Here is a 24,613-nt window from a genome sequence, read left to right as displayed (position 1 = left end):
TTATTCATATCTTTTAGTATACAATTATACGCAGAAGGAGTAAAAATATGAGTAAAATACAAAATCACGAATTCAAAAATAAAGAAATTCGTAAGGATTTTGAAATATTAAATGAAAAATTGGAAAATAAGATCATTAGTGATAAAGAACACACTAATGAAATTGCTAAATTGATTAAAAAAGATATCAAGTTAGCAAGACCTCAAGGCGCTTTCTTTCCTTTAGTAATTAGGTATTTCAAAAAAGAAGCCTTTTTAGCAACAATTATTATTGTCTTATCAATAATTTCTGTACTCTGTTCGATTGCCATACCTTTATTGGTTAGACAAATGACAACAGATATCATGATGAAATATAACCCACAATTTGTGGTTGATGACTTTTGAGGTCTACACTGACAAACAACCCTTGCAATTGCCTTGGCAATCGTTGCAGGTAGTGCGTTAATTAGTTACGGTTCGCAATACTTCTCAGTTTTAATGGGTAAAAAAATTGAAATCGATTTAAGAAACTTATCTTTAGAATCATTGGTTCGTCAAGATATTTCTTATTATTCAGATAAAAAAATTGGTGAAATTATTACAAAAGTAATTTCAGATACCCAAATCGTTGGTGATCAAGCTGTTCAAGTTCCTGTAACTTTAATTAATGCTTTTTTAACAATGATTGGTGCCTCAATTATGATGTTTATTTTTGAAGCAACAATGGCTGCAAGTGTATTGGGAATGTTCTTCTTAATATTATTAGCAATGGCAGTTTCGTTTGCTTTTACAAAACGTCGTTATACAAAAGTAAGAGAAGTAGTAACTGATATCAATGGTGATGTGACTGATAGAATTGGTGCAATTAGATTGATCAAAGCATCAGGAACTGAAAATTATGAAACTAATCGTTTTTATGATCTACATAAAAAATATTATAAAGAATCTGTAAAAATGGGTAAAGTACAAGCTTTGATGATAACAATATTATTTTCAGGAATCAGCTTTATTCAATTTATATCAATTGGAGTTGCCATGTTGAAATATGGAAACGCAGGAACTGAAGGAGCAACTTTCTTTGCTGTAACCTTTGCTTCATTTACAATGGCACAAGGAATTATGACTGGACCATTGTTCCAAGTTGTAATGGCATCAGTTGGGATTGCACAAGCTTCGGTTGCTTCTACTCGAGTTGATTCAACTATTAAAGCTAATTCAATAATGGATCCCCATTATCAAGATGGAATAGTGATTGACTCTTTAAAAGGAGATATTGTTTTTAAAGGTGTATCATTTGCCTATCCAGAAAAACCAACAAAAACAATATTACCAAAATTTGACTTCACCTTTAAAAAAGGACGTAGTTACGCTTTTGTTGGTGAAACAGGAAGTGGTAAATCAACTATTTCAAGATTATTATTAAGATATTATGACCCAACTGAGGGAAAAATTTTGGTAAATGAGAAAATTGATTTAAAAGATGTTAATTTATCAAGTTACCTTTTCAATATTGGTTATGTAGAACAAGATCCTCAAATTATTTATGGAAACGTTTATGACAACGTTTCTTATGGAAGATTTGATGCTAGCAAAGAAGAAGTAATTGAAGCATGTAAAAAAGCTGAGTTACACGAACTAATTATGACTTGACCAGATGGATATGATACTATTCTTGGAGAAAGAGGATTTATGTTATCTGGGGGTCAAAAACAAAGAATGATTATCGCAAGAATGTTCTTAAAAGATCCTCAAATTTTAATTTTAGATGAAGCTACAAGTGCTTTAGATAATATTGTGGAAAAAGAAATTCAAGAAAAACTTGAATTATTAATGGTTGGTAGAACAACAGTTTCAATCGCTCACAGATTGAGTACTATTAAAAATGCTGACGAAATAATAGTTTTAGGAGCCGATGGTGCTGGAATTGTTCAAACCGGAACCTTTGAAACTCTAAAAAAACAACCAGGACACTTCAAAAAACTTTATGAAGCTGGACTAATGGATTAAAAAAATCAAATTATATCTGTAAACTTATTCCGTAATGTATGGGATAAGTTTTTTTATACCTATTTTTTAAACTTTTTAACCTTATTATTGTAAAATATTTCATAAGTTAAGAGCAAAAGTCTTTTGGTCCTTATAATTTAAATTTCGTTAATGAATTAAAATAGTAAGAAATTGAGTCATTTTAGGATTCTGATTAATTGAATTTAGTGATTTTTTTTGATATACTTATTAAATAGTAAAATGAGTGAGGATTGGATATGAAAAAATTATTAAGTATTTTAGCGGCTTCAAGCCTAATAATTACAATGCCTCTTGCTGTTGTTTCTTGCAAAAAACCCGATGTTGCTGAAAGATTTGATTACTCAAATTTAATTAATACATTTGTTGCTGAAACAATCGTTATTTTTCAAACCGAGATTTATGAAGCTTTTAAGCCATGAAATAATATTTCAGAAAAACAATTACCAGAGACAATGACTCTTGAGGAAATAATCGCTCATGAAGATGATTTCAATGATCATTCATCAATTTATTACAAAAAAGTTTCCAATGAAATTTATAAAATAATTAATATTGGGGAAATCAACAAATCAATAAATAAAGAAATCACTTCAAATATTAACTATCAACCAATTTTAATTGATAAGGCTTCACCGCTTAAAAACGGTATTACAATTGAAAACATTTCCCCAGTGGTTAAGGGCAAAAATTGTACTTTAAATATTGAAATGTCAGCTGATATTTTTTATAAAGATTCAAACGGCAATAATGACTTTCAAAAAACCACAACCTTTGCTTTTATTAATATTTTTGAGTCACCCGATATTTTAGGAGCAGCTAAATTAATCGGTGATCGATATAATGATATAATCAACGGAACCCAAGCAAATGACTATTCGTTTATCGGTGATAAAGGAGACTTAGATAATACTGCAGAAGACTTACAAAAAAATAGTGATGTTTTAAGTTTTGTGAGTAAAAAAATTGCAGCTATTAGTACAGAGGATATTTCATCGTCTCTAAATCCAAGTATTGTTTATAATGAAACAAAAGTGAATGTAAACAAAACTTCATTTAGTGATGCTGGTAGATTTGAAAGTATATTTGGAAATCAAAATGCAAGTATTACACCATTTACACAATATAAAACCGCTTTGAAAGCTTTAAGCGGAGATAGAGCTAGTGAAGAATTATTTTTATCAAACATTAAAACTAATAATCCAGAAAAAAGTTGACTTTTTTCACATGTGTCAGCTTTTAATGATCAATATACAGAAAATGCGGTTGCGGCAAGTAAAAGGGATCCATCAATTGCTCTTGCTATAAATCCATATAATTTGGACTATAATTTTGCCAATGATGGTAGTGCAATTAAGTGAGCCTTGGAACGCCAGGGTTCAAAATTTGCTTTAAATATGGAAAATGATAAAAAAACAATCGCCTTATTTGGAGTAGATGTATCTGGGGCGGCATATTATCTAGAAGGACAAAAATATGATTTACCAGAGCAAAAAATTGTTTACCGTCAAGTAACATCTTATTCATCAACAAGTGACTTATACAAAAAATTTATCGATGATGCCTACCAATATCAAAAAGCCTTTGTTGGCCTAAAAGGTAGAGCTTTGGATGAAAATCCTCAATACCAGCATTTTTATTTGAAAAAAATTGAAGGCATTTTCAGTTGAGAACTTTATAAAGAATTGAATTGGGAACAATACGGAGAGGACTTAATGGCCGCAAATCCTGAAGCTAATGAATATTCAAAAGATTTACAGTTCACCTCTATGTTTACAAACAAATATATTTTAACCGGAGCTGGCGAAGATACACCAGAAGCCAAACAACCAAATAAAGTCTATTTTAAAATTCCAGTATATCCCAATCCTAAAGAGGAATGCGTATTTTTAATGAGCAATAAAAAAAATGGATATATGGATGGTTTTGTTCTAAAGTCGTACCTATTTTCTTCGGGGGCAAAAAACCAATTTAAACCAAGTTTTTCTTTTAGAAGTGAATTTGATTTTTTGTATGACAGTAAATACAGTTATATTAGCAACGATTCACAAAGATATTTACATCTTTGGAACGAAAGAAGTATGTTTAAGCTAATTTAGAATTATGATTTATTATTAACCGATAAATTAATATTACTCATTCAATTATAGTAATATTAATTTTTTTTATTTAAACCATTTGTAATTAAGTGATTACAAAAAAATAATTTTGCACTATTTTAGGATTTGGCTGAATTGAATTTAGTGATTTTTTTTGATATAATTACTAAATAGTAAAATGAGTGAGGATTGGATATGAAAAAATTATTAAGTATTTTAGCGGCTTCCAGCCTAATAATTACAATGCCTCTGGGTGTTGTTTCTTGCAAAAAACCCGATGTGGCTGAAAGATTTGATTACTCAAATTTAATTAATAAATTCGTTGCTGAAACAATCGTTATTTTTCAAACCGAGATTTATGAGGCTTTTAAACCCTGAAATAATATTTCAGAAAAACAACTACCAGATACAATAACTCTTGAGGAAATAATTGACCATGAAGATGATTTTAGTGATCATTCATCAATTTATTACAAAAAAGTTTCCAATGAAATTTATAAAATAATTAATATTGGAGAAATTAACAAAACAATAAATAAAGAAATCACTTCAAATGTTAACTATCAACCGATACTAATTGATAAAGCTTCTCCACTTAAAAATGGTATTACAATTGAAAACATTTCCCCAGTGGTAAAGGGCAAAAATTGTACTTTGAATATTGAAATTTCAACCGATATTTTTTATAAAGATTCAAACGGCAATAATGACTTTCAAAAAACCACAACCTTTGCTTTTATTAATATTTTTGAGTCACCCGATATTTTAGGAGCAGCTAAATTAATTGGTGATCGATATAATGATATAATCAACGGAACCCAAGCAAATGACTATTCGTTTATCAGTAATAAAGGAGACTTGGATAATACTGCAGAAGACTTGCAAAAAAATAGTGATGTGTTAAGTTTTGTAAGTAAAAAAATCGCGGCTATTAGTACAGAAGATATTTCATCATCTTTAAATCCTAGCGTTGTTTATAATGAAACAAAAGTGAATGTAAACAAAACTTCATTCAGTGATGCTGGTAGATTTGAAAGTATATTTGGAAATCAAAATGCAAGTATTACACCATTTGAACAATATAAAACTGCTTTGAAAGCTCTAAGCGGAGATAGATCTAGTGAAGAATTATTTTTATCAAACATTAAAACTAATAATCCAGAAAAAAGTTGACTTTTTTCAAATGTGTCAGCTTTTAATGATCAATATACAGAAAATGCAGTAGCGGCAAGTAAAAGGGATCCATCGATTGCTCTTGCTGTTAATCCATATAATTTGGATTATAATTTTGCCAGTGATGGTAGTGCAATTAAATGAGCCTTGGAACGCCAGGGTTCAAAATTTGCTTTAAATATGGAAAATGATAGAAAAACAATCGCCCTATTTGGAGTGGATGTATCTGGGGCGGCATATTATCTAGAAGGACAAAAATATGATCTCCCAGAACAAAAAATTGTTTACCGCCAAGTAACATCTTATTCATCAACAAGTGACTTATATAAAAAATTTATCGATGATGCCTACCAATATCAAAAAGCCTTTGTTGGCCTAAAGGGCAGAGCTTTGGATGAAAACCCCTTATACCAACATTTTTATTTAAAAAAAATGGAAGACCTTGCCTTTTGAGATACTTATAAAGAATTGAATTGGGAACTATACGCAGAACGCTTAATGTCTGCAAACCCTGAGGCTGACAAATATTCAAAAGATTTACAGTTCATCTCTATGTTCACAAATAGATATATTACATCCGCAACTGGTGTAGATACACCAGAAGCCAAACAACCAAATAGAACCTATTTTAAAATCCCTGAAGCTTCCACTATTGATAAAGATTGTGTATTTTTAATGAGTGATACAAAATATGGATATATGGATGGTTTTGTTTTAAAGTCGTACCTATTTTCTTCTGGGGCAAAAAGCCACTTTAAACCCAGTTTTTCTTTTAGAAATGAATATGATTTTATATATGACAGCAAATACAGTTATATCACCAACCAATCTGAAAGAAGTTTATACTTTTATGACCATAATAGTATGTTTTATTTAATTTAAACTTGTTTTGTAAACTACAGAACAAGTTTTTTATTTCACCCAATGTAATTAAACTTAATTTACATATAAAAAACCTTATTGAAAGATTTCAATAAGGTTTTTACTTTTTATTATTTTTAGGCTTATTTTACCTTAAATCCCCATCTTTAATTTTATAGCTAATTTTTAATATATTAGCCTTATTAGCCTCAATTTTAGAAATTGTATTTAGTATCTTGCGGTATTAAAAGATTAATTTTTTAAATTAATAATTAGTTTTTACTATTTTACTATTTCAAAATCTGTAATTTTGAAATAACCACTTTTTTCTCTTTTAGCAGTAATTGAATAAACCGTTTCATTGTCTTGGATAATATGTTTTAAATCAATGGTAATATCACCAATGATATTGTCAAACATTAAATTATTTTGCGAATCAACAATCTTTCAGTCTTCTGGATTTGAAACTACTTCATCGATTTCCTGTTGAATTTCTTTATTTTCAGCAATTCCTTTTTTACCAATCATTGATAATAAAGTATCTAGTTCTTTAAATCCTTCTAAACTTTGTTGCAAGAAACTTTTTAAAAGTTGTAGAGCTGAACCATTTTCAAAACTTTGAGTTTTTTTATCAAGTCCCAAAGTTAGAAACATGTCTTTTGGAACAACCAAAGCATGTTCTAAAACGGTTGTGCTATTTTTCTTACCGTTACTGTCTTCTCAAGCTTCAATTTCTCCAAGTTTTTTAAATAGCTCACTTAGAGTTTGAACTTTAATTGTGTTATTTGAACTAATGCTGGTGTAACGGTCAACTTTTAGCTCTTTTGCTACTGCATCTAAAGTCGTCGTCAAACTATTTTTAAGTAAATTAGAAATGTTTAAATCCGGGTTAACGCCTCCATCTGACATTCCAAAGATATTCATCAATGAAGAAATTCCTGAACCTGAGTAAATTGCTTTGTATGGAGTTTCGTGCAATTCCTTATCATCCACAATTTTATTAACCATATTTTTCATGCTATCATCTAAAAATGACCAAATCAATTTATTTTTTAATCAGTTTGTAATGTTTTTTAAACTAGAATCTGTGGCAATATCATTGAATATAACTGCTAGAGTACCTTGAAGATAGCTTTTCATTAAATCTGGGACACCCATTTTATCGATTAGTAAAGTAACAATTGGCTTGATTAATCAGTTTATACCCCCATTTGAAAAACTAGGTCCAATTATTGGGACAATGTTAACTTTTGAGTCTGATTCAAATAAGATCGAAATAAGTCTTTGAAAATTTCGTCCATCAGTATCTTTCTCATCGACACTTAAATAGAACTGTAAATTTGCAATTAACTTAGCAATGTTGGGTTCTCCATCTTTGATATCAAATTTTTGACTACGAACTCTTTTTAGTGTGGTAATGCTTGTTTCTCCACTTACAAACAGGTGTTGTGAATCACTTGGCTTAAAACTTCTAAAAGAATCGAACTGATTAATGTAAGTTAAAGTTATATATGCAAAATGCAAAATATCAGCAAAACCAACTAAGTTATTAATTATATCTAAATCACCCATAATCGATCCTAAAGATGTTAGTGAATCTGCCATATTTTGAATTGCTATATCATTATTTTTAGAATCATTTTCAATTCCAATTTCTGCTAACTTAACATTTTTGGGATTACCCGAAAGTCTTACTAAACCATTTGATAAACTATTCATACCGTTTTGTAAAACATCTTGATAGCTCATACCTTGATAAACATTTAAATCTAAAGCATTTCCTAAAGCATTTAAAGTTTCTTCGTCTAGTAATCCAGAAACTGTTTTACCCAATAAAGGATCTAGAAGACCTTCAACAAGTCCGCTTCCATCAGCTAAGTTAATTAGAAATTCTAAAGTTTTTCCACTAACAATTGTTCCGATTAAATCACTAAAACCAGCTAGGGCTGAGAATAATGAACCACCACTTGTTACTTTCTTAGAACCATTTAACTTTAATCCTGATGATATTTCACTTGGCTTGACTGGGTTTTTAGAATTAAAATACTTTTTAAATAGGTTTGTAAATCTTGTGCGAGAAACTCCTGAAAAATCTGATTTATCAAAACCTTCGAAATTATCTTCAATAACACTTGGAGCAAAATAGTTCTCTAAAATATATTCTGAATCTAAACCATTTTCATGATTTAAAACTAAACTTTTACTTGCTTGTGCTAAACCAATTTTAAGATTATTGATATTATTAGCGCTTAAAGCAACATCCATATTAAATTTGCTTGTTGTACAAGAAACTGTTGTGGTTGCAACCGAAGCTGTCAAAGAAACTGTTGCGAGTATGCTTAAAAGTTTACGCATTTTTAGTACCTCCAAAGTCTTTTACTAAATCAAATAATTTATCAGCTACATATTCATGTCCTCATTGAGTAGGGTGAACTGCGTCGAAGAAAAAGTATTTATCAATTTCTTGTGCTGAACAGCCACTCTCATAATTAACCTTGATACTTAAACCTTGAGAAATATTTGACATATCAGGTTTCATTACAGTACATGCTTTTTTTGAATTTCCCCCAGCAATATCTTCTTCAAAAATATCTAACATTTTGTCAAATTCAGTATACAAGTCAAACAATTTTAAAGCCCCTGGGAATTTTTTATCAAGCTTGTCGAATAATAAGTCGAATCGCTCGTTGAATTCTTTACTTAAGTTAGCGGCATTTTTGATTGTTTTTTCATCACTTGTATTATATGTAGGAATTTTACTTACATCTGGGGCATTCATGACCACTATATTTCTAATTCCATTATTTAATAAAACCAATAATGCTTTCTCGATGTTTGCCATAGCTTCATCAATTTTTTGTTCTTGAAACTTTTCTGGGGTATTAATTATTTGGAATAAATCATTACCCCCAATTTCAAAAAATACTAAATCTGTAGGTTTTACTTTGTGTTGTTTGATTAAGGCAACGGTTTGCTCATAAATTTTAAAGTTATTTAAAAGCATTCCTGATGCGTTGTCAACATTACTTGCAGTTGCGCCCCCAACTGCATAATTATTACCGTGGTGATTTTGACCCATAAAATTAAACGCGTAACCTCATTCTTCGTTTTCGAAGCCTAGTTTACTAGCTAATAGTTTAGCGGCTGTATCTCCATTTGTAAAAGAATTGCTATAACTGGGAGCTTCAATTTTTGCCCCAGCATTAAATTTACTATTTAGTGCACCAATTAGTGCCCCTGTATCAGAAAGACTGTCTCCAACTGTATAATAATTTGTAAACATACCTTCATGATTGGAATCGTCTTTTTGATTACTTGTATCAATGTTTTTACCGATTAGTTCATCAATTGAAAAATTTTTCTTTTGAGGAATTGTACAGCTAACAATTGGAGCAGTTGAGCTTACTAAGATGCTCAATGACCCCAAAACTTGCAATAGTTTTTTCATTGAAAAGCTCCTGTCTATTTTTTGTTAGCTATATAAATATAAACCATCGCTGCTGCACCTGAAATTGCAATTATTGGGAAAATAATTAACATAAATCCCACACCTGCTGCTGTGGTGTAAATTGCTGATGTAAAGTTTGGATGGTATAAATCTTTAGCTGTAATTAATTTTGGCAAATCTGCATCACTTAAATTTTTGTCTTTAAAAACACTTGAACCTAAAGCTGCTGTCATTGCATAACTTACATTTTCTCTTTGTAAATTAATAAATCAAACTTTATTATTTACCAAATATGCCCCTAATGAGCTTTTTACATTAATTCCGCCTAAGCCGGGTCCTGTAAAATCTACGTTAGAATCATATGTTTCTTGATCTATAATTGTTTGTTTTTCTAAAGCATCTTGATATAAATGTGATTTTTTTAAGTTTGGTGAAAGTAAATCTGATATTACTCCTTTTTTTCAAATTCAAGTAATTCCTGGATTAACATAACCGAAATTATGAAATTCTTGAGCAAAGGCTTGATCAAATTCAATTAAATCCATTGAAACATCATTTAGATCAACATCTTCTTTATTTTTAATTACGTCTCCTCAACGATTTTCAAATCATTCGTCAACGAATTGTAAATATTTTTCTTTGTTTTCTTCATTTTTTGAAGAATCCTCATATCAATTTGTGGCAGAAAAGCAGTCTGCAGTATAAGATGATTTGATTGATTTTATCATCGCATACTCATAAAACTTACCTTGGCCATCTATAACAAATTTTCCCTTAGGGAAATGTTTATTTACAGTGCTCTTAACACTGTTGATGAATTTTAAAGATTCCAGTCCCATACCTGGAACTGATAATAATAACCCTAAGAGAAAAATAACGGCAATAAAAGTCGAAATACCCGCAAATAAAAATCTGCGTAATTTCTTAGATAAATTACCCATTTATTTTTAATCTCCTTTTGCTTCTATGAATGTTGGCTTTAACTTTCGATTATTAAGATAAAGCAGATTCAACATCTATTTAATGAACGACGACTAGCATCTAAAAGATAAGATAAGCCCCTTTATCTTAATCCTTCTAATATTATAAACCATAAAATTTAAATCAAAATTTTTTTATATTTTTTTCGATATATAAATATAAAGTAAAAACAGACAGCAAAGTCTGTCTGCTCAACATGGGAAATAATACTAATAGAGAAAGATTTTTTTCATACAAAGTTATTCTTATCTTGGTATAGAGATTATCTAGATGTCTATTTAAAATGAGAGTTTTTTATTTATCCCACATTTTAAAATTAAGATTATTCTACTATCACAAATTATTATTCTATTATTTTTTATTTTAATAATGCTCCCTTATCAATTAAGTAGCACCGGTCTCTAATCTCTTAAAAATATTATAGTTTAATTGCTTGGATTTGCAACTAAATTATCAATATTTATTTATTATTTATCTTTTAAATATATTTTTTAACGATATTTATCATATCATAAATATAAGTTTATTTCTATAAAATCAGCCATTTTATTGTAGATATGCCCCCTTATAAGTTGTTTTTGCGGCATTTTTAGTATATAATGAATAAAGAAAAAAATAATATAAGGAGATAAAAATATGAAAAAACTTTTAAGCATCTTAGCTTCTACATCATTAATAGTATCAGCGCCGCTTGCAGTAATTTCATGTAAAGACACTGGTAAAAAAAATGAATTTGATTATGACCAAGTCTTAAACGAATTTATCTCTGAAGTTTCAACAATTTTTCAGTCTCAAGTCTCTAAAGCTTTCAAAAAATATTCAATGTTGGATGAGAAAGATTTAGAAGAAGAAACAGGCTATACCGTTAAATTGCTAAAAGAAAATAAGGATGATTTAAAAAGACCTCAAAGCAAATTTTATAAGGACACTGCTGAATTAGTAATGACAATTATTCCTGTTGATTTAATTAACGAGGAATTAAGACTTACTGTCTCTCAAAACTTAAACTATAATCCAGTTTTAGTAGATAAGAACACCCCGTTAAAAAACGGAATTCAAATCACTAAGTTTGATTTAATTGAAAAGGGTGATAATGTTACTCTCCTATCAACAGTATCTGCTGATGTTGTTTATAAAGAAAAAAATAACGAAAAAAGTGTTAGAACTATTTCATCTGTTCAACAAATAAATATTTTCGGAAAAGAAGATATTGCAGTTACAGCTAAAGCTATTGAAGAAAAATACTCATTAGCTTTAAATGATAAATTAGCTAATAGTATGATTTTTGAAAGTGATAAGGGAAATTTGGACAACACTGCAAGAACTATTTCTCAAAGTACAGAGGTGATTTTAGACCTAAAACAAAAAATTACAGACGAACTGGCTGGACAGACATCGGCTTTAATAGTTACTGATAAATTGGCGCTTGAAATAAACGATAAACTTTTTGTAGATTCAAGTCGTTTTGAAACTAAAACCGTATTTGATGAAAATGAAGATACAGCAGCTCGACAAGCATTAATGTCTGCGTTAAGAAGAGAGACTCCAACTGCTGTTGATGATTTTTTGAAGGGTATAAGAGGAAATGGCAGCGCATGAATTCAACATGTAATCCCTGATGATTCTTATAGTGAAGAAATGAAAAAAGCGATAGAGTCCGATCCAACAATTTCAGAAGCTATTAATCAATATAACTTAAAATCAAATTTTATTCAGAACCGTCAACTACAAACAATTTTGAAAGTTCAAAATTCAAATTTTGCTTTGGACATGAAAAAAGATAAGTTAACAATTGCCTTACTTGGATTTAAAGTAAAAGGAGTTCAATTTTCTTTAGACGGTTATAATTTTGATTTTCCTGATAACACAATTGTTTATCGTCAACAAACTACATTTGAAAACACATTAAGTCTATATGATGAGTTTATGAAAGATGCATTTTTGACTCAATCAAGCTTTGTCGGATTGGAAAATACCAGTCTAATAAGCAATCCTTTTGAGGTGCACCAATTGGAATGGCCAGTAAGTTGAACAAAAACTAATACAGTTGATATGGAATTATTCCTTGAGGGAAGTCGTACTGATGAGTTAATTAGAGCAAATTATAGAGCAGTAGCAAATGCACAACCCTTAGATTTGACAACAGTCTTTCGTTCAAACACAACTAGAAAATGTGAGAACTATATGTATGTGAATGAGAATGGCTACTTAATCACCTATGAAGGGGTTAAAGCCAAAACAAACGAAAGTGCTTTAAGAACCTATTTCTTTTCTTCGGGAGCAAGTAACTGAAATAAAGTTAGCTTCACTTTTAACAAAAGAAGCAGTAGAAATACTTTTTCGGTTCCTGATTTATCAGGTAACCAAAGAAAGCAATTTTTTGCAGACAAGCAATCTTCATGAAAATTTAAAAGAGTAGGGTAAAAACAAGGAGAACATAGAAATGAAAAAACTTTTAAGCATTTTAGCAGTAGCGTCACTTACAGCAGTTTCTCCACTAAGTGTAGTTTCTTGTAAGAAAGAAACAAAAGAGGAAATTATTGATGAATTTGATTATATAAAACTATTTAATAATTTCATTGCAGATGTTACAACAATTTATGAAGCTACAATTTTTGAATCATTTATGCCATATTCTTGAATAACAAAAGATGAATTACCAAGTGGTATTACTATTAACGACTTGCTAATTAATAAAGATCAACTGAAAAATCCACAAAGTGATTTTTTTAAAAAAGTTTCAAAAGAAATTTATAAAATTGTTCCAGTTAATCAGGTTAACCGTAACTTAATTAGAGATGTTTCTAACAATATTAATTATTCACCAATCCTAATTGATAATGAAACTCCTTTAAAAAACGGAATTAATGTTGATTCAATTGATGTTTATGAAAAAGGCGATAATTTAACTCTTGGGGTAAAACTATCAGCGGCAGTTTATTTTAAGGATGAAGCTGGTAATAAAACCCAACAACAGATTTTTACAATTACTTCAATAAATATTTTTGCTGAAAGAGACGCAGCTCAGGCAGCCAAAGAAATTAGTGAAATATATTTTCAAACTTTAAATGGAACTTATGCTAACGATTATTCTTTTGAAAGCGATAGTGGTGATTTAGAAAAAACAATTGATGAATTGAATAAAAAACAAAGCATTGTTACGGATGCTCAGGCAAAAGTTGATGCTATGGATTTAAAAGATGTGGATATGAGATTAAAACCAAGTGTTAGTTCATCTGGTGTTAAGATTGCTGTAAACAGTGGTATCACAACAGATTCAAGTAGCTATGCTTCATTTTCAAATCTTGGTCAGTATAGTGATAGAGGATTAACTGTTAACAAATCATTAGCAGGAAATGAAACTTCGTATGAATTGTACATGAGAAATATTAAAAATGAGTCAACTGGTGATTGGTTAACTCCGGTTTTGGGAACTGATGCTGATACTTTGGAGATGGTGGCGGCAGCGGAAGCTGATTCAAAAATGTCATTATCAATTAATCAATATAATTTAAATCATAATTTAAAAGAGAACGTCAGTTTTCAAACCATGATTGAAAGCCAAAATTCAAAATTTAAAATAGATTTTGAAAAAGATAAAAAATCAATTGCCCTATTCGGGATTAAAGTTAGCGGAGCCACATTCTTTTTAACTGATAAAAATAATGTTGAACAAGAGTATGATCTGCCAACCCAAACTATTTTTTATAAACAAAATACAACTTATGATAATACAAAGAGCTTATATGAAGATTTTATTGAGAGTGCCTTCAATTACCAAAAAGCATTTTTAGGATTAGAAGGAACAGTAATCAATGAAGAACAAATTGATAGACAAGCCTACTACATTTCTTTACCAGAAAGCTATAAAAGCAATATTTCGTATGGGTCTCTAACTTATTTTAGATACTTATCAGAAATTATTGCGACCTCAAATCAAGAAGCAAACAGTTTAGAAAATAAATTTAACATGACAACAGCTTTAGTAGGGATTGAAGACAATAAAGTACCTAAATTTTATATGATGATTAGCTCTAAACCGGATGACTTACATTTACTTAATGGATATAATGAAAAAACTAATCAAAACGTTTTAAAAACTTATTTCTTTTCTTCGGGGTTGACTAACAAAAACAAATTTAGTTACTATTTTGACCAGCCCGCAGATCGACAATACATTGAAACTGGTAAAAATGAGTCTGAATTAAATTTACAAATTTATGCATTCAATAAATGTTTATGAAAAATTAAATGAATTAGTACAAACGAAGGTACTGTAGAGGAGTAAAATAGATGAAAAAAATTTTAAGTATTTTGGGATCGCTATCTTTGATAATTGTTGCTCCTTTAAATGTAATTGCATGTAAGACAGAGGAACTACCCGAGCCTCCAAAAGATTATGATTTCGCTAAAACATTAAATGACTTTGTCGATAGTGTTACTTCTATTTTTAAAACCTCCATTTATCAAGCCTTTTCTCCTTATGCTTGAATCAATGAAGAAGATTTACCCAATGGTCTAACAATTCAAGAGCTTTTAAATAATGAAGCTAATTTAAAAGACCATAAAAGTGATTTTTATAAAAGTGTGTCAGAAGAGATATTTAAAATAATCCCAGTGGCTGATATTCACAGCGAAATAACCAGAAGTGTTGTAAACAAAATTAATTACAGTTCTGTTATTGTTGATAATAGTACTCCGTTAAAGAATGGAATTTACATTGATTCAATTGATCTTTATCGCAAGGGAGAAAATTTAACCGTCGGAATTGCCATTGGAACTGATATTTTTTATCTTGATAAAACTGGGGTTAAAGGACAAAGACCAGTTACAACAATCGTTTCAATTAATATTTTTAAAAAAGAAGAATTAGTTCAAGAAGCGTTAGATATTAATGAGGCGTTTTTAAAAGTGTTTAATGACACTGATGCAAATAATTTTGAATTTATAAGCAGTAAAGGTAATTTAGAAAATACAAAACTGCGACTAGAAAACAGTATGGAAGTTGAATCTGACTTAAAATCAAAAGTAATTAATATTGATAAAACCGGAACTAATGTTACCGCATTAAACGCAATCGGATTAACTTGAAAAGTGGATTCAAGCACAATTGCTGATGCGAGTCGTTTTGAAACAAAGTCTGAGCGAGGAGACACTTTGGCTGGAATAGCAACAGTTAATCATGCTAGAACAGGATCGGCTGAAGATCAAGAATTTTACTTTAGACAAATTAAAGATGACATAAATGGTCAATGATTATATCCGATAATCAATGAAGATGATGAATTTATTGAGGAAATGTCTTACGCTATTAGTAAGGATAAAACTATTTCAAAGTCAATTAATCAATATAACCTAGCCTACAACATTTCAGAAAATGATTCTATTAGAAATATTGTTGAAGCTCAAAATTCTAAATTTGCAATTGATTATGAAAAAGATAAATTAGCAATTGCTCTATTTGGAATTAGTTTTAAAGGAACAACGTTCACTTTGGATGGGCAAGAATATGAGTTTCCCGAGCAAACTGTTTTTTATCGCCAAAAAACTTCATTTTCGAGCACAAAAGAACTATACGAACAATTCGTTACTGATGCCTTTAATTATCAAGCAGAACTTCTTGGAATGGTAGGAAGAGATTTGAGAGAAGAGAAGGATATCACACGCCCATTTTACCACTTAGAAAGTGATTTTAAATATCCTGGTGGTTTTAGCGGATTTAATAAAATGATTAAAACAGAAGATAGAATTGAAAGCGTACTAACGGCTAATAAAAAAGCAAATCAATATTCAGAAGGTTTAGAATTAACTTCTGTGATAGTTAATAAAGATACTAACTCTAAGCCTGAATATTTCAGTTCGCGAACTGATTATACTGGAGGTTATAACCCCACCGAAACGATGAGATTATTTTTCCATAATGGTTATAATAGCCGTATAGATTATATATCTTTTAAAACTTATTTTTTCTCATCAGCTATTAATAATCCTAATAAGGTTAGCTACTGTTTTGATGAAACTCGTAACGGAAGGGTAAATAGTTTTAGAAATGAAAGGGAATTAATAGAATTTCGATTAGAATGAATATCAAGATTTGAAGTTCATTATGCTAAATAACACCATCAATATATCAAAAAACTACACCAACAAGAAATTGTTTTATGGTGTAGTTTTTGCTTGACCAATAAGATATTTTTTTACATAAGTAAAATTGTAGTAATTTAATATAAAAAAATTATGAACACTTCCTTAGTAAATATTAAAACAAGAAATACGTCATCTGTCATAAGGGTAATTTATAAAGTGACATTAAATAATATAACTTAAAGCAATATGTTCACAAAACACTAGTTATTTTTCAATTTTTAATTTACCTTAAAAAGTAAATCGCATATCATTTAAAAAGCCGCGCCAGTGAAATTATTTAAATGCTTTAACTTAATAATGCATGTAATATTTCGGTTCGACGCGACATTCTTTTATTTAAATTAATCAAAGTAGTAAAAACAATTATTGATTACTCCCTTATTAATTAATGAAAATTAGATAAAATTGGCAACTACAATATTATTGCTAACAACTCCAAAATCAGGTTCAAATGGTGTTCTTTGCCCACCAAGGGAAATACTTATATTATAAAATCCCCTTAAAAAACTATCATTAAATCTTTGTCTTGAAAAAAAACTAAAAGTAGGACTAATATTTTGGTAATACAAAACTGATGAACCTCGACTATTCATAAAATAAAAGTTTTTATTTGCTGAAGAGACTTTAACAATGGCTCGAAAATCATATACCGGTCTAATTGCTAAGCCTGAAATTAATTGAGGATTTAAATTTACCATTCTTTTAGTTAATCTTTTTGTAGCTTCTTGGTAGGCGTCTTGCATTAAATCGGCTGTATTATACAATGTGTCAAACCTAAAGTTATTCTCAATTTCTTTGCTAAATCTTAAACTCAATCCATCAACGCCGTTATTTGTTTTATCAACAAAACCAAAAAGTTCGCGAAACATTTCGATATTTGTTTCTAGTCATTCCTGGATAAGCTGATTTCCAGTTTCATATTTATGAAATTGTTTAACAAAAATACGGAAAGTTGGCAAAATTAAATCTATCTTATCTTTTGAAATACTCTCATAAGTTACTGATAGGTTTGTTATTTCTACTGGATATACCGCTAAAACATTTCCATCTTTTTGACTATCTTTTGAAATCTCAAATTCAGAACGAGAATCATTTAGAATTTGGCTAAATAAAGTGTTAACTCCGGTTGAAATATTTTCTTTCAAATAAATATGATTAAAACCTCAAAAATCTTTAGGAGTCAATTGATTTGCAATTTCTTGTGATACTAGTCTTCTTGGACCGATAATTGAATTAGAGGAATCGCTAAAATCTAAAGTTCTATTGGTTAGTTTTCTTAAACTTTCTCCACCATTAATTAGGGCCGGTCTTATTAAACTAGAATCCTCATTTTGTAAGTTTGAATATCATATATTTGAAACTCTTGTAAATTCAGGGGCTGCAGTAATTACTTGATTGACGTTTGAATTCATTAAAAATTCGTTATTTTTAATATGTAAATCACTTAAATTATTTTTGTTATCTCGGATCACATTGTTAATAAAATTAACTACCGAAGTATTGGCAAAACTATTTTTAAAATTTCTAATATTTCTATCTAAATCACCAGAGGATGAATTAAATAAAAAGTTGTTTGCAACCTCTTTATTGATAACTTGGCTTCTAACTGAATTATTGAATTTAATGACACCATTTAATTCTTCCTCATTTGTGAAAATATGGATAGCTGACCTATATTCGATGTTTAAGTATAAATCCTCTCCATTTTTATCTAGTATCAAAATCGGAATAATTAATTCAAAATTAATTTTTGCAATTTGATTACTTCCTTCGGTGGATAAAGATAATCTTCTTAAAGAATATTTTTGCAAAGGATTTGAATTATTTTTAATTAGTTGACGATAATTAATATTTTGAAGAACCGATTTACCAACCTGGGATCTAATAGAATTTCAATTAACAATTGATGAAAGTTCTTTTTCAAACCCACTGAAATATTCATCACTATTTGGAATTTGTAAATTACTAGTCGAACCTTTAAGCTTTTCAACTATTTCATTAAAGTTGATGAATTTAAAATTATTAATATTGGAATTATTTTTTGATAAAAAGTAATAAGGATATAATTGTTCATTTAAATTTGTGCTGACAATATTATTTATATCACTGACCATTTGAGATCTTCGCTCGTAATAATCATATCCCAAATTTTCATAGTTTTTTTTAGGAGCACAGGCAACAACTGCAAGTGGGGTTGTTACAAAAATAGAAATAGAAGACAATACTAAAAGTAATTTCTTCATGTAAAATTTCCCTTCTCCAATACTAAACTAATAGTATGCAATTATTATACATCCAAAAACCTTTTGAATCGGTTAATTAATTATTAAAAATAAAGAAAATTTTGCTTTTATAAATAGTACTTAACTATATTTTTTAAACTTTCTTAATTAATTATTTTCAAAAATAAAAAATAAAAAGTTTATAATTTGTTTGAATTTAATTAATTTTATACCAGCAATAAAATAAGTTTAAATATATTTAAACTTAAAATTTTGTTGGTAGTATAATAAGTCAGAAAGGAGATGGGATTATGGATAAATGTGCTTGTTCAACAAAATGCGCATGTAGCGATTGTGGATGCTCAGATTCTAAAACTAAATTAGAATGCAATGACCCGCATCACGAAGTTTGTGAATCAGAAAAAAGTAAATAAACGTGCTTATTAAATTACCATATAAATCTTATCTTTTAGTAAATACCAAAGCAGTCCCTTATTTTATTTGTAAAAAGGCGGAATTTAAGAGGGTTTATTATTTTTTAAACAAATTTAATTTCCATCTAAATAAATTTGCTCACCTATGGAATAGATACTGCTTTAATAACAAAAAAACCTTATTGAAAAATTTCAATAAGGTTTTTATTTTGAATTATTATTTTTATTAAAAAGTCCCAAATTCAATCAATATAAAACTACCAAAGGGACTTAAAATGCTTTACAAAATAAAAACACTAATAAGTTGTATTAATATAATTTGTAATATATAATATACACAAGCATATAATATATGTTTTAAATATATATTTATCAAAGGAGAGATAAAGTATGAAAAAATTACTCAGCATTTTAGCAGTAGCATCTATTGGGACTTCAGCACCATTGTCGGTTGTTGCTTGTAAACCAGGCAACAGACAAGAAGAAGAACATGATTTTCAAACTCGTCGTAATAGCTTTATTGCTTTAGTGACACAAATATTTAAAAGTAAAATGCAATCCTTCTTTGATCCGTTTAGATTTGTTTACCAAGATGAATCACCGTTTGAAAGTGAATTAACAATCAATTATTTAAGAGATAAATCTGAGGAAATTTCCCAGGGAAATGGTTTTGCTTTTGACTTTGTCAAGTCAGAGCTAATGAAATTAATAGATTGATGATCGGTTCAACAAGAGGTTAATAAACAAGTGGTTCAAGATGTTAACTTTAGAAGTTTTTTGGTTGATGGCAAAAATCCATTAAATGAAGCGGTTCAAATTTCTTCTATTAAAGTTCAAAGCAATGGTAGTGAAATTGCCACTATGAATATTGCTTTTAGAACACAAATTTCTCTACTTGATGGAAATAAAGAAGTAGAATACTTACCCATAAACTACAGCACCCAAATTAGTATTATTGATGAAGTTGGTTCCGTTGAAGAATTAACCAGAATTAATAAAGAATATTTAAATTTATTTAATAGTAAAATCACTGCCAACTATTTTAAAATTGAAAGCAATAAAGGAAATTTTGAAACAGTTGCTAAAATGATAGATTCAGAAGAGGGACTTATTAAGAAAAATGTTAAATCACTAATTAACACTATTAAATTAGAAAATGATAGTTTTGTAATAAATGCAGATAATCTAAAAATGGGTATGAGCGAGGATTTCTTAGCTATAGGTTCAACTGCGCTTTCTTATAATAACTTTCAATGAGACAGTGGTGGTGGTTCTACAATTGAAATGCAAGAATATGATAAAAACTTAAGAAAGTCCTTTTTTGGAGACGAAAAAGCTAAAGATGCAGTTGTCAATGCTTTATCTAAAAACGGTCTTAATTATACACATGGTTGACAAGAATCTTCGGATTTACAAGATAAAGTTGCAAAATTTGAAAATATGTCTGTTGCAATAAGTGTTTTTGGGGTTAAGGAAAATCTTTCAAATAACCAGGCTTATCGAAATAAAATAACAAATTACCAGCCTATTTTTGCTATTAATGAATTAGAAGATGAAAAACTAATCTCGCTTTTTGGAGTAGATATTGAAAATACAGTTGTGGAATTTAAGGAGCAAACTTTTGAATTATCAAATCCATTCATCTTAGTTCGCCAGAACACCGAGGAAGATAATACACTAACTTTGTACAGAAAGTTCTTAAAGGACGCCTTAAACTATCAAATTTTATTTCACGGTTTAGGTGAGTTTTATATGGAAATCACCAATCCCGAACAAACATTTTACTCAAAAAAACCTGAAAGTTGAAAGAACCAAGATATTTATAATAAGCCCCTAGATTATTCAGAACTAAGAGATGAATTTTTTGATGCTGCCAGCGATGAGACAAAAAGTTTTCAAAAAGATTTTGAATTTTCAGTTGAAATGATTTCTTATAAAACTAATAACAAATATGAAATTGCTAGATATTTTTGAATCAAAGAAGATGAATCAATCTTGGTTTGAAGCGACTGGGAATATAACCCTCCAAAACCAAATATTTGAAATCATCCTTTAGAAAGTCAACTAGCAACATTTTTCTTTTCTTCTGGAGTAAAACACAGAACTTTAATGAATGCCGGATTAGCTTTGGGCAAAAGGGGTGACTCTTTTTTGTTGATAGATTACGGAGATTCACATTGAAAATTTGAAAGTTAAATATTTATCAAATATAATTTAATTCTAAAATAGTAATTTTTTTGAATAATATATTAAACTTCCCTAAATCTTTTATATAATAAAATTTTAAATAACCATTTAATTTTTAAATTAAATGGTTATTTTTGTGTAAATATAAAAGTTAAATACAGTATTTATTTTCCTATCTTAAATTCAACTAATTAAATTGTAATTAAAAAATAAAAATGATTTAAAATACTTTCCAAAACCTTGGTTACCATTTATAATTAAACAGCAGTTAAATGCATAATTATATAACAAATTCTAACATTGTGCTCCTCTTGTTACGAATAATGTTTGGGTATAAAATATGTTAGAAACCAAAAAAATTATCATACTAATGAATAAAGAAGATATTAAAATTAATTTTGTTATTTCTGAAGATAGCAATGCTCCAACCGAGATCAATAAATTTGTCAATAGTTCAAATTTTTCACAGATGGATAAGAAAAGATATAACAAAGAATTACACAAATCTTTGAAAGGATATGAAATTCCAGTGTCAAAATGCTCAGCTGAAATAGAACAAGCATTATTAAAAATAATCAACCAACACAAAAAAGACCGAGAACAAGATAGAAACGAAATTAACCAATATAAAAAAGACCGAGAACAAGATAGAAACGAGATCATGAAATTAAAAAAAATACTAACAAAAAACTTTTTTCTAAAAGATAGTAACGAAGATGAAACGCACTAATAAATTTCTTTAATCTTATTTTTAAGAAATTATATTAATCGGCTTAATCCCCCATTTAAGTTTTAACTTCAATGGGGGATTTTTTATTTACTTAAAATAAAGATTAATTAATTTTATTTATTTTTTGCAATAATGTAGTATGATTTGCCATAAAAAATTGCAAATTTTTTTTCATTCCTACCAAAATTGTTATTAACACATATAAGTTGTATTAATAACAATTTTGGTGTATAATAATAACACGATAGGTTTACACCCAAACAGAGGAGAAAAGAAAATGAGAAAATTACTTAGTATTTTTGCCGCATCAGCAATGGCCATATCATCCCCGTTGGCGGTTGTGGCATGTAAGAAAAACAGTAATGAAAATGCAGAATTTGATTTCGAAGCTCAAAGAAATAAATTTGTTTCAACTGTTACACAAATATTCCAAACCCAATTTAAATCATTTTTTGAACCTTTAAGATTTGTATCTCAAGAGGAATCTCCATTTGATAAAAAAATGACAACTGTTTTTTTAAGAGAAAATGCCAACGAAATTTCTCAGGGTCAAGGTTTAATATATGATTTTGTTAAATCCGAAATTACCAAAGTTATTCATTGAAGTGATGTTTTAGAACAAATAAATGAAGAAATAATGAAAAATGTTAACTTCAGATCAATGCTTATAGATGGTAAAAATCCTTTATCAGAGGGTTTCTTAACGAACACTTTAGAATTGACGGATGGAGATAATGAAATTGCAACAATTAATGTTGGTTTTAGTTCTCAAATTGTTTTATTAAACAATAATAAAGATAAAGAATATGTGACAATTAAATATGAAACCCAAATTAATTTAATCAGTGGAATTGAAATTGCAGAAGAGTTTAATAGAATTAATGAAGATTATCTGAATTTATTTAAAAATGAAAAACAGGCCAATGAATTCAAAATAGAAAGTAATAAGGGTGATTATAAAACAGCCGGAGATATCATAATTTCAGAAAAGGGAGAAATTATGACAACCGTAAAAAATTTAATAAAAAACATTGAACTATCAAATAATCATTATTCAATTGATGTTGATTCAACATTGATGAGTTATGATGAAAATTATTTGGCTATCGGCTCAACAGTTTTTAATTCTGTAAAATACGCATGAGGTAGTACCCCGGCTATGATTCCTGAAGTTGCTGAATTTGGACAAAATGTTATGAGTGCTTTTGGTGGTAATAGAAAGGCTAAAGAGGCTGTAGTTAAGACATTATCTGAAAATGAGGAAAATCCTGTTGTTAGCAGAAATGAATCAGAAGAAATTAAAAACCAGGTTTCTGAATTTGATAATATGTCTGTTGCAATAAATGTTTTTGGTGTTGAAGAAAATCTACAAGATAATAGATTGTTCACTAACAAAATAAGAAAAGAACAACCAAATTTTGCTATAAATTATGAAGAAGACCAAAAATTGATTTCCCTTTTTGGAATCGAAATCCAAAATTCAAAAATAAGATATAAAGAAGAAATTTATGAACTTTCTAAACCATTTTTATTGGTGCGCCAAAATACCGAAGACACCGGCACACAAGCATTATATACTAGATTCCTAAGTGATGCTCTGGATTACCAAATTAAATTTGCTGGATTTAGTAGCGATTCATCTCAGTCAGTAAATTCCAATTCACTCTTCTATTTCAATAAACCTGATTCATTAAAGCTAGATTCGCTTTACAATTTTGTTCTTGGCTACAAATATTTTAATGATGATTTTTGAGATGCGGCAAGTATTCAAACTAAAGCGTATCAAGAGGATTTAGAATTTACATCTCAATTTTGCGGAGCATCTCTAGGAAACCTTAAACCGGCTAGTTATTTATATTTTGATAAAAATGAAAGATTATACTTTTCAAATAGAATTTTTACCCCAAATGATAATGTTTTTAAAGCACAAATAGTAACATCTTTCTTTTCATTTCAAATGGACTGAAAACTAACTGCCAGTCTTGCTCTTGGAAATAAGGCAGGCACCCCGGGAATAGTTTCAGATAGTGCTTCTCATTTTGTATTTAAAAAATAATTTTATTAGTAGCTCTTCTCGGACCTAGAAAATGATGGAGATCAACCAGTTCTAAATTTTAATAAATATGAAAAAAATAATACTAGATATGATTTTGATACTATCTAAATGACTCTTGCAGATATGAATTCTGTATATAAAATTAATTTTTTGAATTAAGTAAAAAATAAAATCTACAACTATTGTTGTAGATTTTATTTATCATATAGGAGATGAAATAAAATTACTTCATTTGTTTATATGATATAATATTTAAATACAAATTAAAA

Annotated in this window: 14 protein-coding genes; 10 read left to right on the top strand and 4 right to left on the bottom strand. The window is 28.9% G+C overall.

All coding sequences use genetic code 4. The features are described from left to right. The first annotated feature begins 47 nt into the window (after positions 1 to 47). The 3 genes from SALLE_RS05540 to SALLE_RS05530 all read left to right on the top strand — a co-directional run bounded on the left by SALLE_RS05540 (position 48) and on the right by SALLE_RS05530 (position 6,160). On the top strand, positions 48 to 1,988 hold the full coding sequence (locus SALLE_RS05540) for an ABC transporter ATP-binding protein (protein WP_115558630.1): 1,941 nt from the start codon (positions 48 to 50) through the stop codon (positions 1,986 to 1,988). 257 nt (positions 1,989 to 2,245) lie between these two features. Continuing rightward, positions 2,246 to 4,105 carry a hypothetical protein gene (locus SALLE_RS05535; protein WP_115558629.1) on the top strand — a complete coding sequence of 620 codons (1,860 nt, stop codon included), beginning with the start codon at positions 2,246 to 2,248 and terminating at the stop codon, positions 4,103 to 4,105. Positions 4,106 to 4,300: 195 nt separating this feature from the next. Next, the gene (locus SALLE_RS05530; protein WP_115558628.1) at positions 4,301 to 6,160 is read left to right on the top strand and encodes a hypothetical protein; all 1,860 of its coding nucleotides are present in this window, start codon (positions 4,301 to 4,303) and stop codon (positions 6,158 to 6,160) included. A 261-nt stretch (positions 6,161 to 6,421) separates the two neighbouring features. On the opposite strand, the gene SALLE_RS05525 is transcribed toward SALLE_RS05530, so the two are convergent. From SALLE_RS05525 to SALLE_RS05515, 3 genes are read right to left on the bottom strand one after another with little or no spacing between them, the layout of a single operon-like run. Further along, entirely contained in the window at positions 6,422 to 8,494 is a 2,073-nt protein-coding gene (locus tag SALLE_RS05525; RefSeq protein WP_115558627.1) for an MOLPALP family lipoprotein, read from the bottom strand. Continuing rightward, a complete protein-coding gene (locus tag SALLE_RS05520; RefSeq protein ID WP_115558626.1) occupies positions 8,487 to 9,587 on the bottom strand; it encodes an SGNH/GDSL hydrolase family protein in 1,101 nt (366 codons plus the stop codon). Before SALLE_RS05520 ends, SALLE_RS05525 begins: the two co-directional genes overlap by 8 nt. A gap of 14 nt (positions 9,588 to 9,601) precedes the next feature. Then, positions 9,602 to 10,528 carry a hypothetical protein gene (locus tag SALLE_RS05515; RefSeq protein WP_115558625.1) on the bottom strand — a complete coding sequence of 309 codons (927 nt, stop codon included), beginning with the start codon at positions 10,526 to 10,528 and terminating at the stop codon, positions 9,602 to 9,604. Between the two features lie 676 nt (positions 10,529 to 11,204). On the opposite strand from SALLE_RS05515, the gene SALLE_RS05510 reads away from it, so the two are divergent. The 3 genes from SALLE_RS05510 to SALLE_RS05500 are packed head-to-tail and all read left to right on the top strand — an operon-like array spanning position 11,205 to position 16,685. Then, a complete protein-coding gene (locus SALLE_RS05510) occupies positions 11,205 to 12,992 on the top strand; it encodes a lipoprotein (protein ID WP_115558624.1) in 1,788 nt (595 codons plus the stop codon). A 19-nt stretch (positions 12,993 to 13,011) separates the two neighbouring features. Then, positions 13,012 to 14,856, top strand: a complete 1,845-nt coding sequence (locus SALLE_RS05505) for a hypothetical protein (RefSeq protein WP_115558623.1) — start codon at positions 13,012 to 13,014, stop codon at positions 14,854 to 14,856. A 5-nt stretch (positions 14,857 to 14,861) separates the two neighbouring features. Further along, on the top strand, positions 14,862 to 16,685 hold the full coding sequence (locus tag SALLE_RS05500) for a lipoprotein (RefSeq protein WP_115558622.1): 1,824 nt from the start codon (positions 14,862 to 14,864) through the stop codon (positions 16,683 to 16,685). A gap of 425 nt (positions 16,686 to 17,110) precedes the next feature. Here SALLE_RS05500 and SALLE_RS05495 read toward each other — a convergent pair whose 3' ends face one another. Next, entirely contained in the window at positions 17,111 to 18,958 is a 1,848-nt protein-coding gene (locus SALLE_RS05495; RefSeq protein WP_115558621.1) for a hypothetical protein, read from the bottom strand. Positions 18,959 to 19,248: 290 nt separating this feature from the next. Between SALLE_RS05495 and SALLE_RS06110 the strand changes: the two genes are divergently transcribed. The 4 genes from SALLE_RS06110 to SALLE_RS05480 all read left to right on the top strand — a co-directional run bounded on the left by SALLE_RS06110 (position 19,249) and on the right by SALLE_RS05480 (position 24,344). Further along, the gene (locus SALLE_RS06110) at positions 19,249 to 19,371 is read left to right on the top strand and encodes a hypothetical protein (protein WP_281267720.1); all 123 of its coding nucleotides are present in this window, start codon (positions 19,249 to 19,251) and stop codon (positions 19,369 to 19,371) included. A gap of 390 nt (positions 19,372 to 19,761) precedes the next feature. Continuing rightward, positions 19,762 to 21,567 (top strand): hypothetical protein, encoded by a 1,806-nt coding sequence (locus SALLE_RS05490; RefSeq protein ID WP_115558620.1) that lies wholly within the window; start codon positions 19,762 to 19,764, stop codon positions 21,565 to 21,567. A 331-nt stretch (positions 21,568 to 21,898) separates the two neighbouring features. Further along, complete coding sequence (locus tag SALLE_RS05485; RefSeq protein ID WP_115558619.1) at positions 21,899 to 22,288, top strand: hypothetical protein; 390 nt, start codon at positions 21,899 to 21,901, stop codon at positions 22,286 to 22,288. 277 nt (positions 22,289 to 22,565) lie between these two features. Continuing rightward, a complete protein-coding gene (locus tag SALLE_RS05480; protein ID WP_115558618.1) occupies positions 22,566 to 24,344 on the top strand; it encodes a hypothetical protein in 1,779 nt (592 codons plus the stop codon). Positions 24,345 to 24,613 lie beyond the last annotated feature (269 nt).

It is taken from the genome of Spiroplasma alleghenense, assembly GCF_003363775.1.
Taxonomy (GTDB): domain Bacteria; phylum Bacillota_I; class Bacilli_A; order Mycoplasmatales; family Mycoplasmataceae; genus Spiroplasma_B; species Spiroplasma_B alleghenense.
Note: the sequence above shows the minus strand (reverse complement) of the source record. Positions and strands in the feature narration are given on the sequence as shown.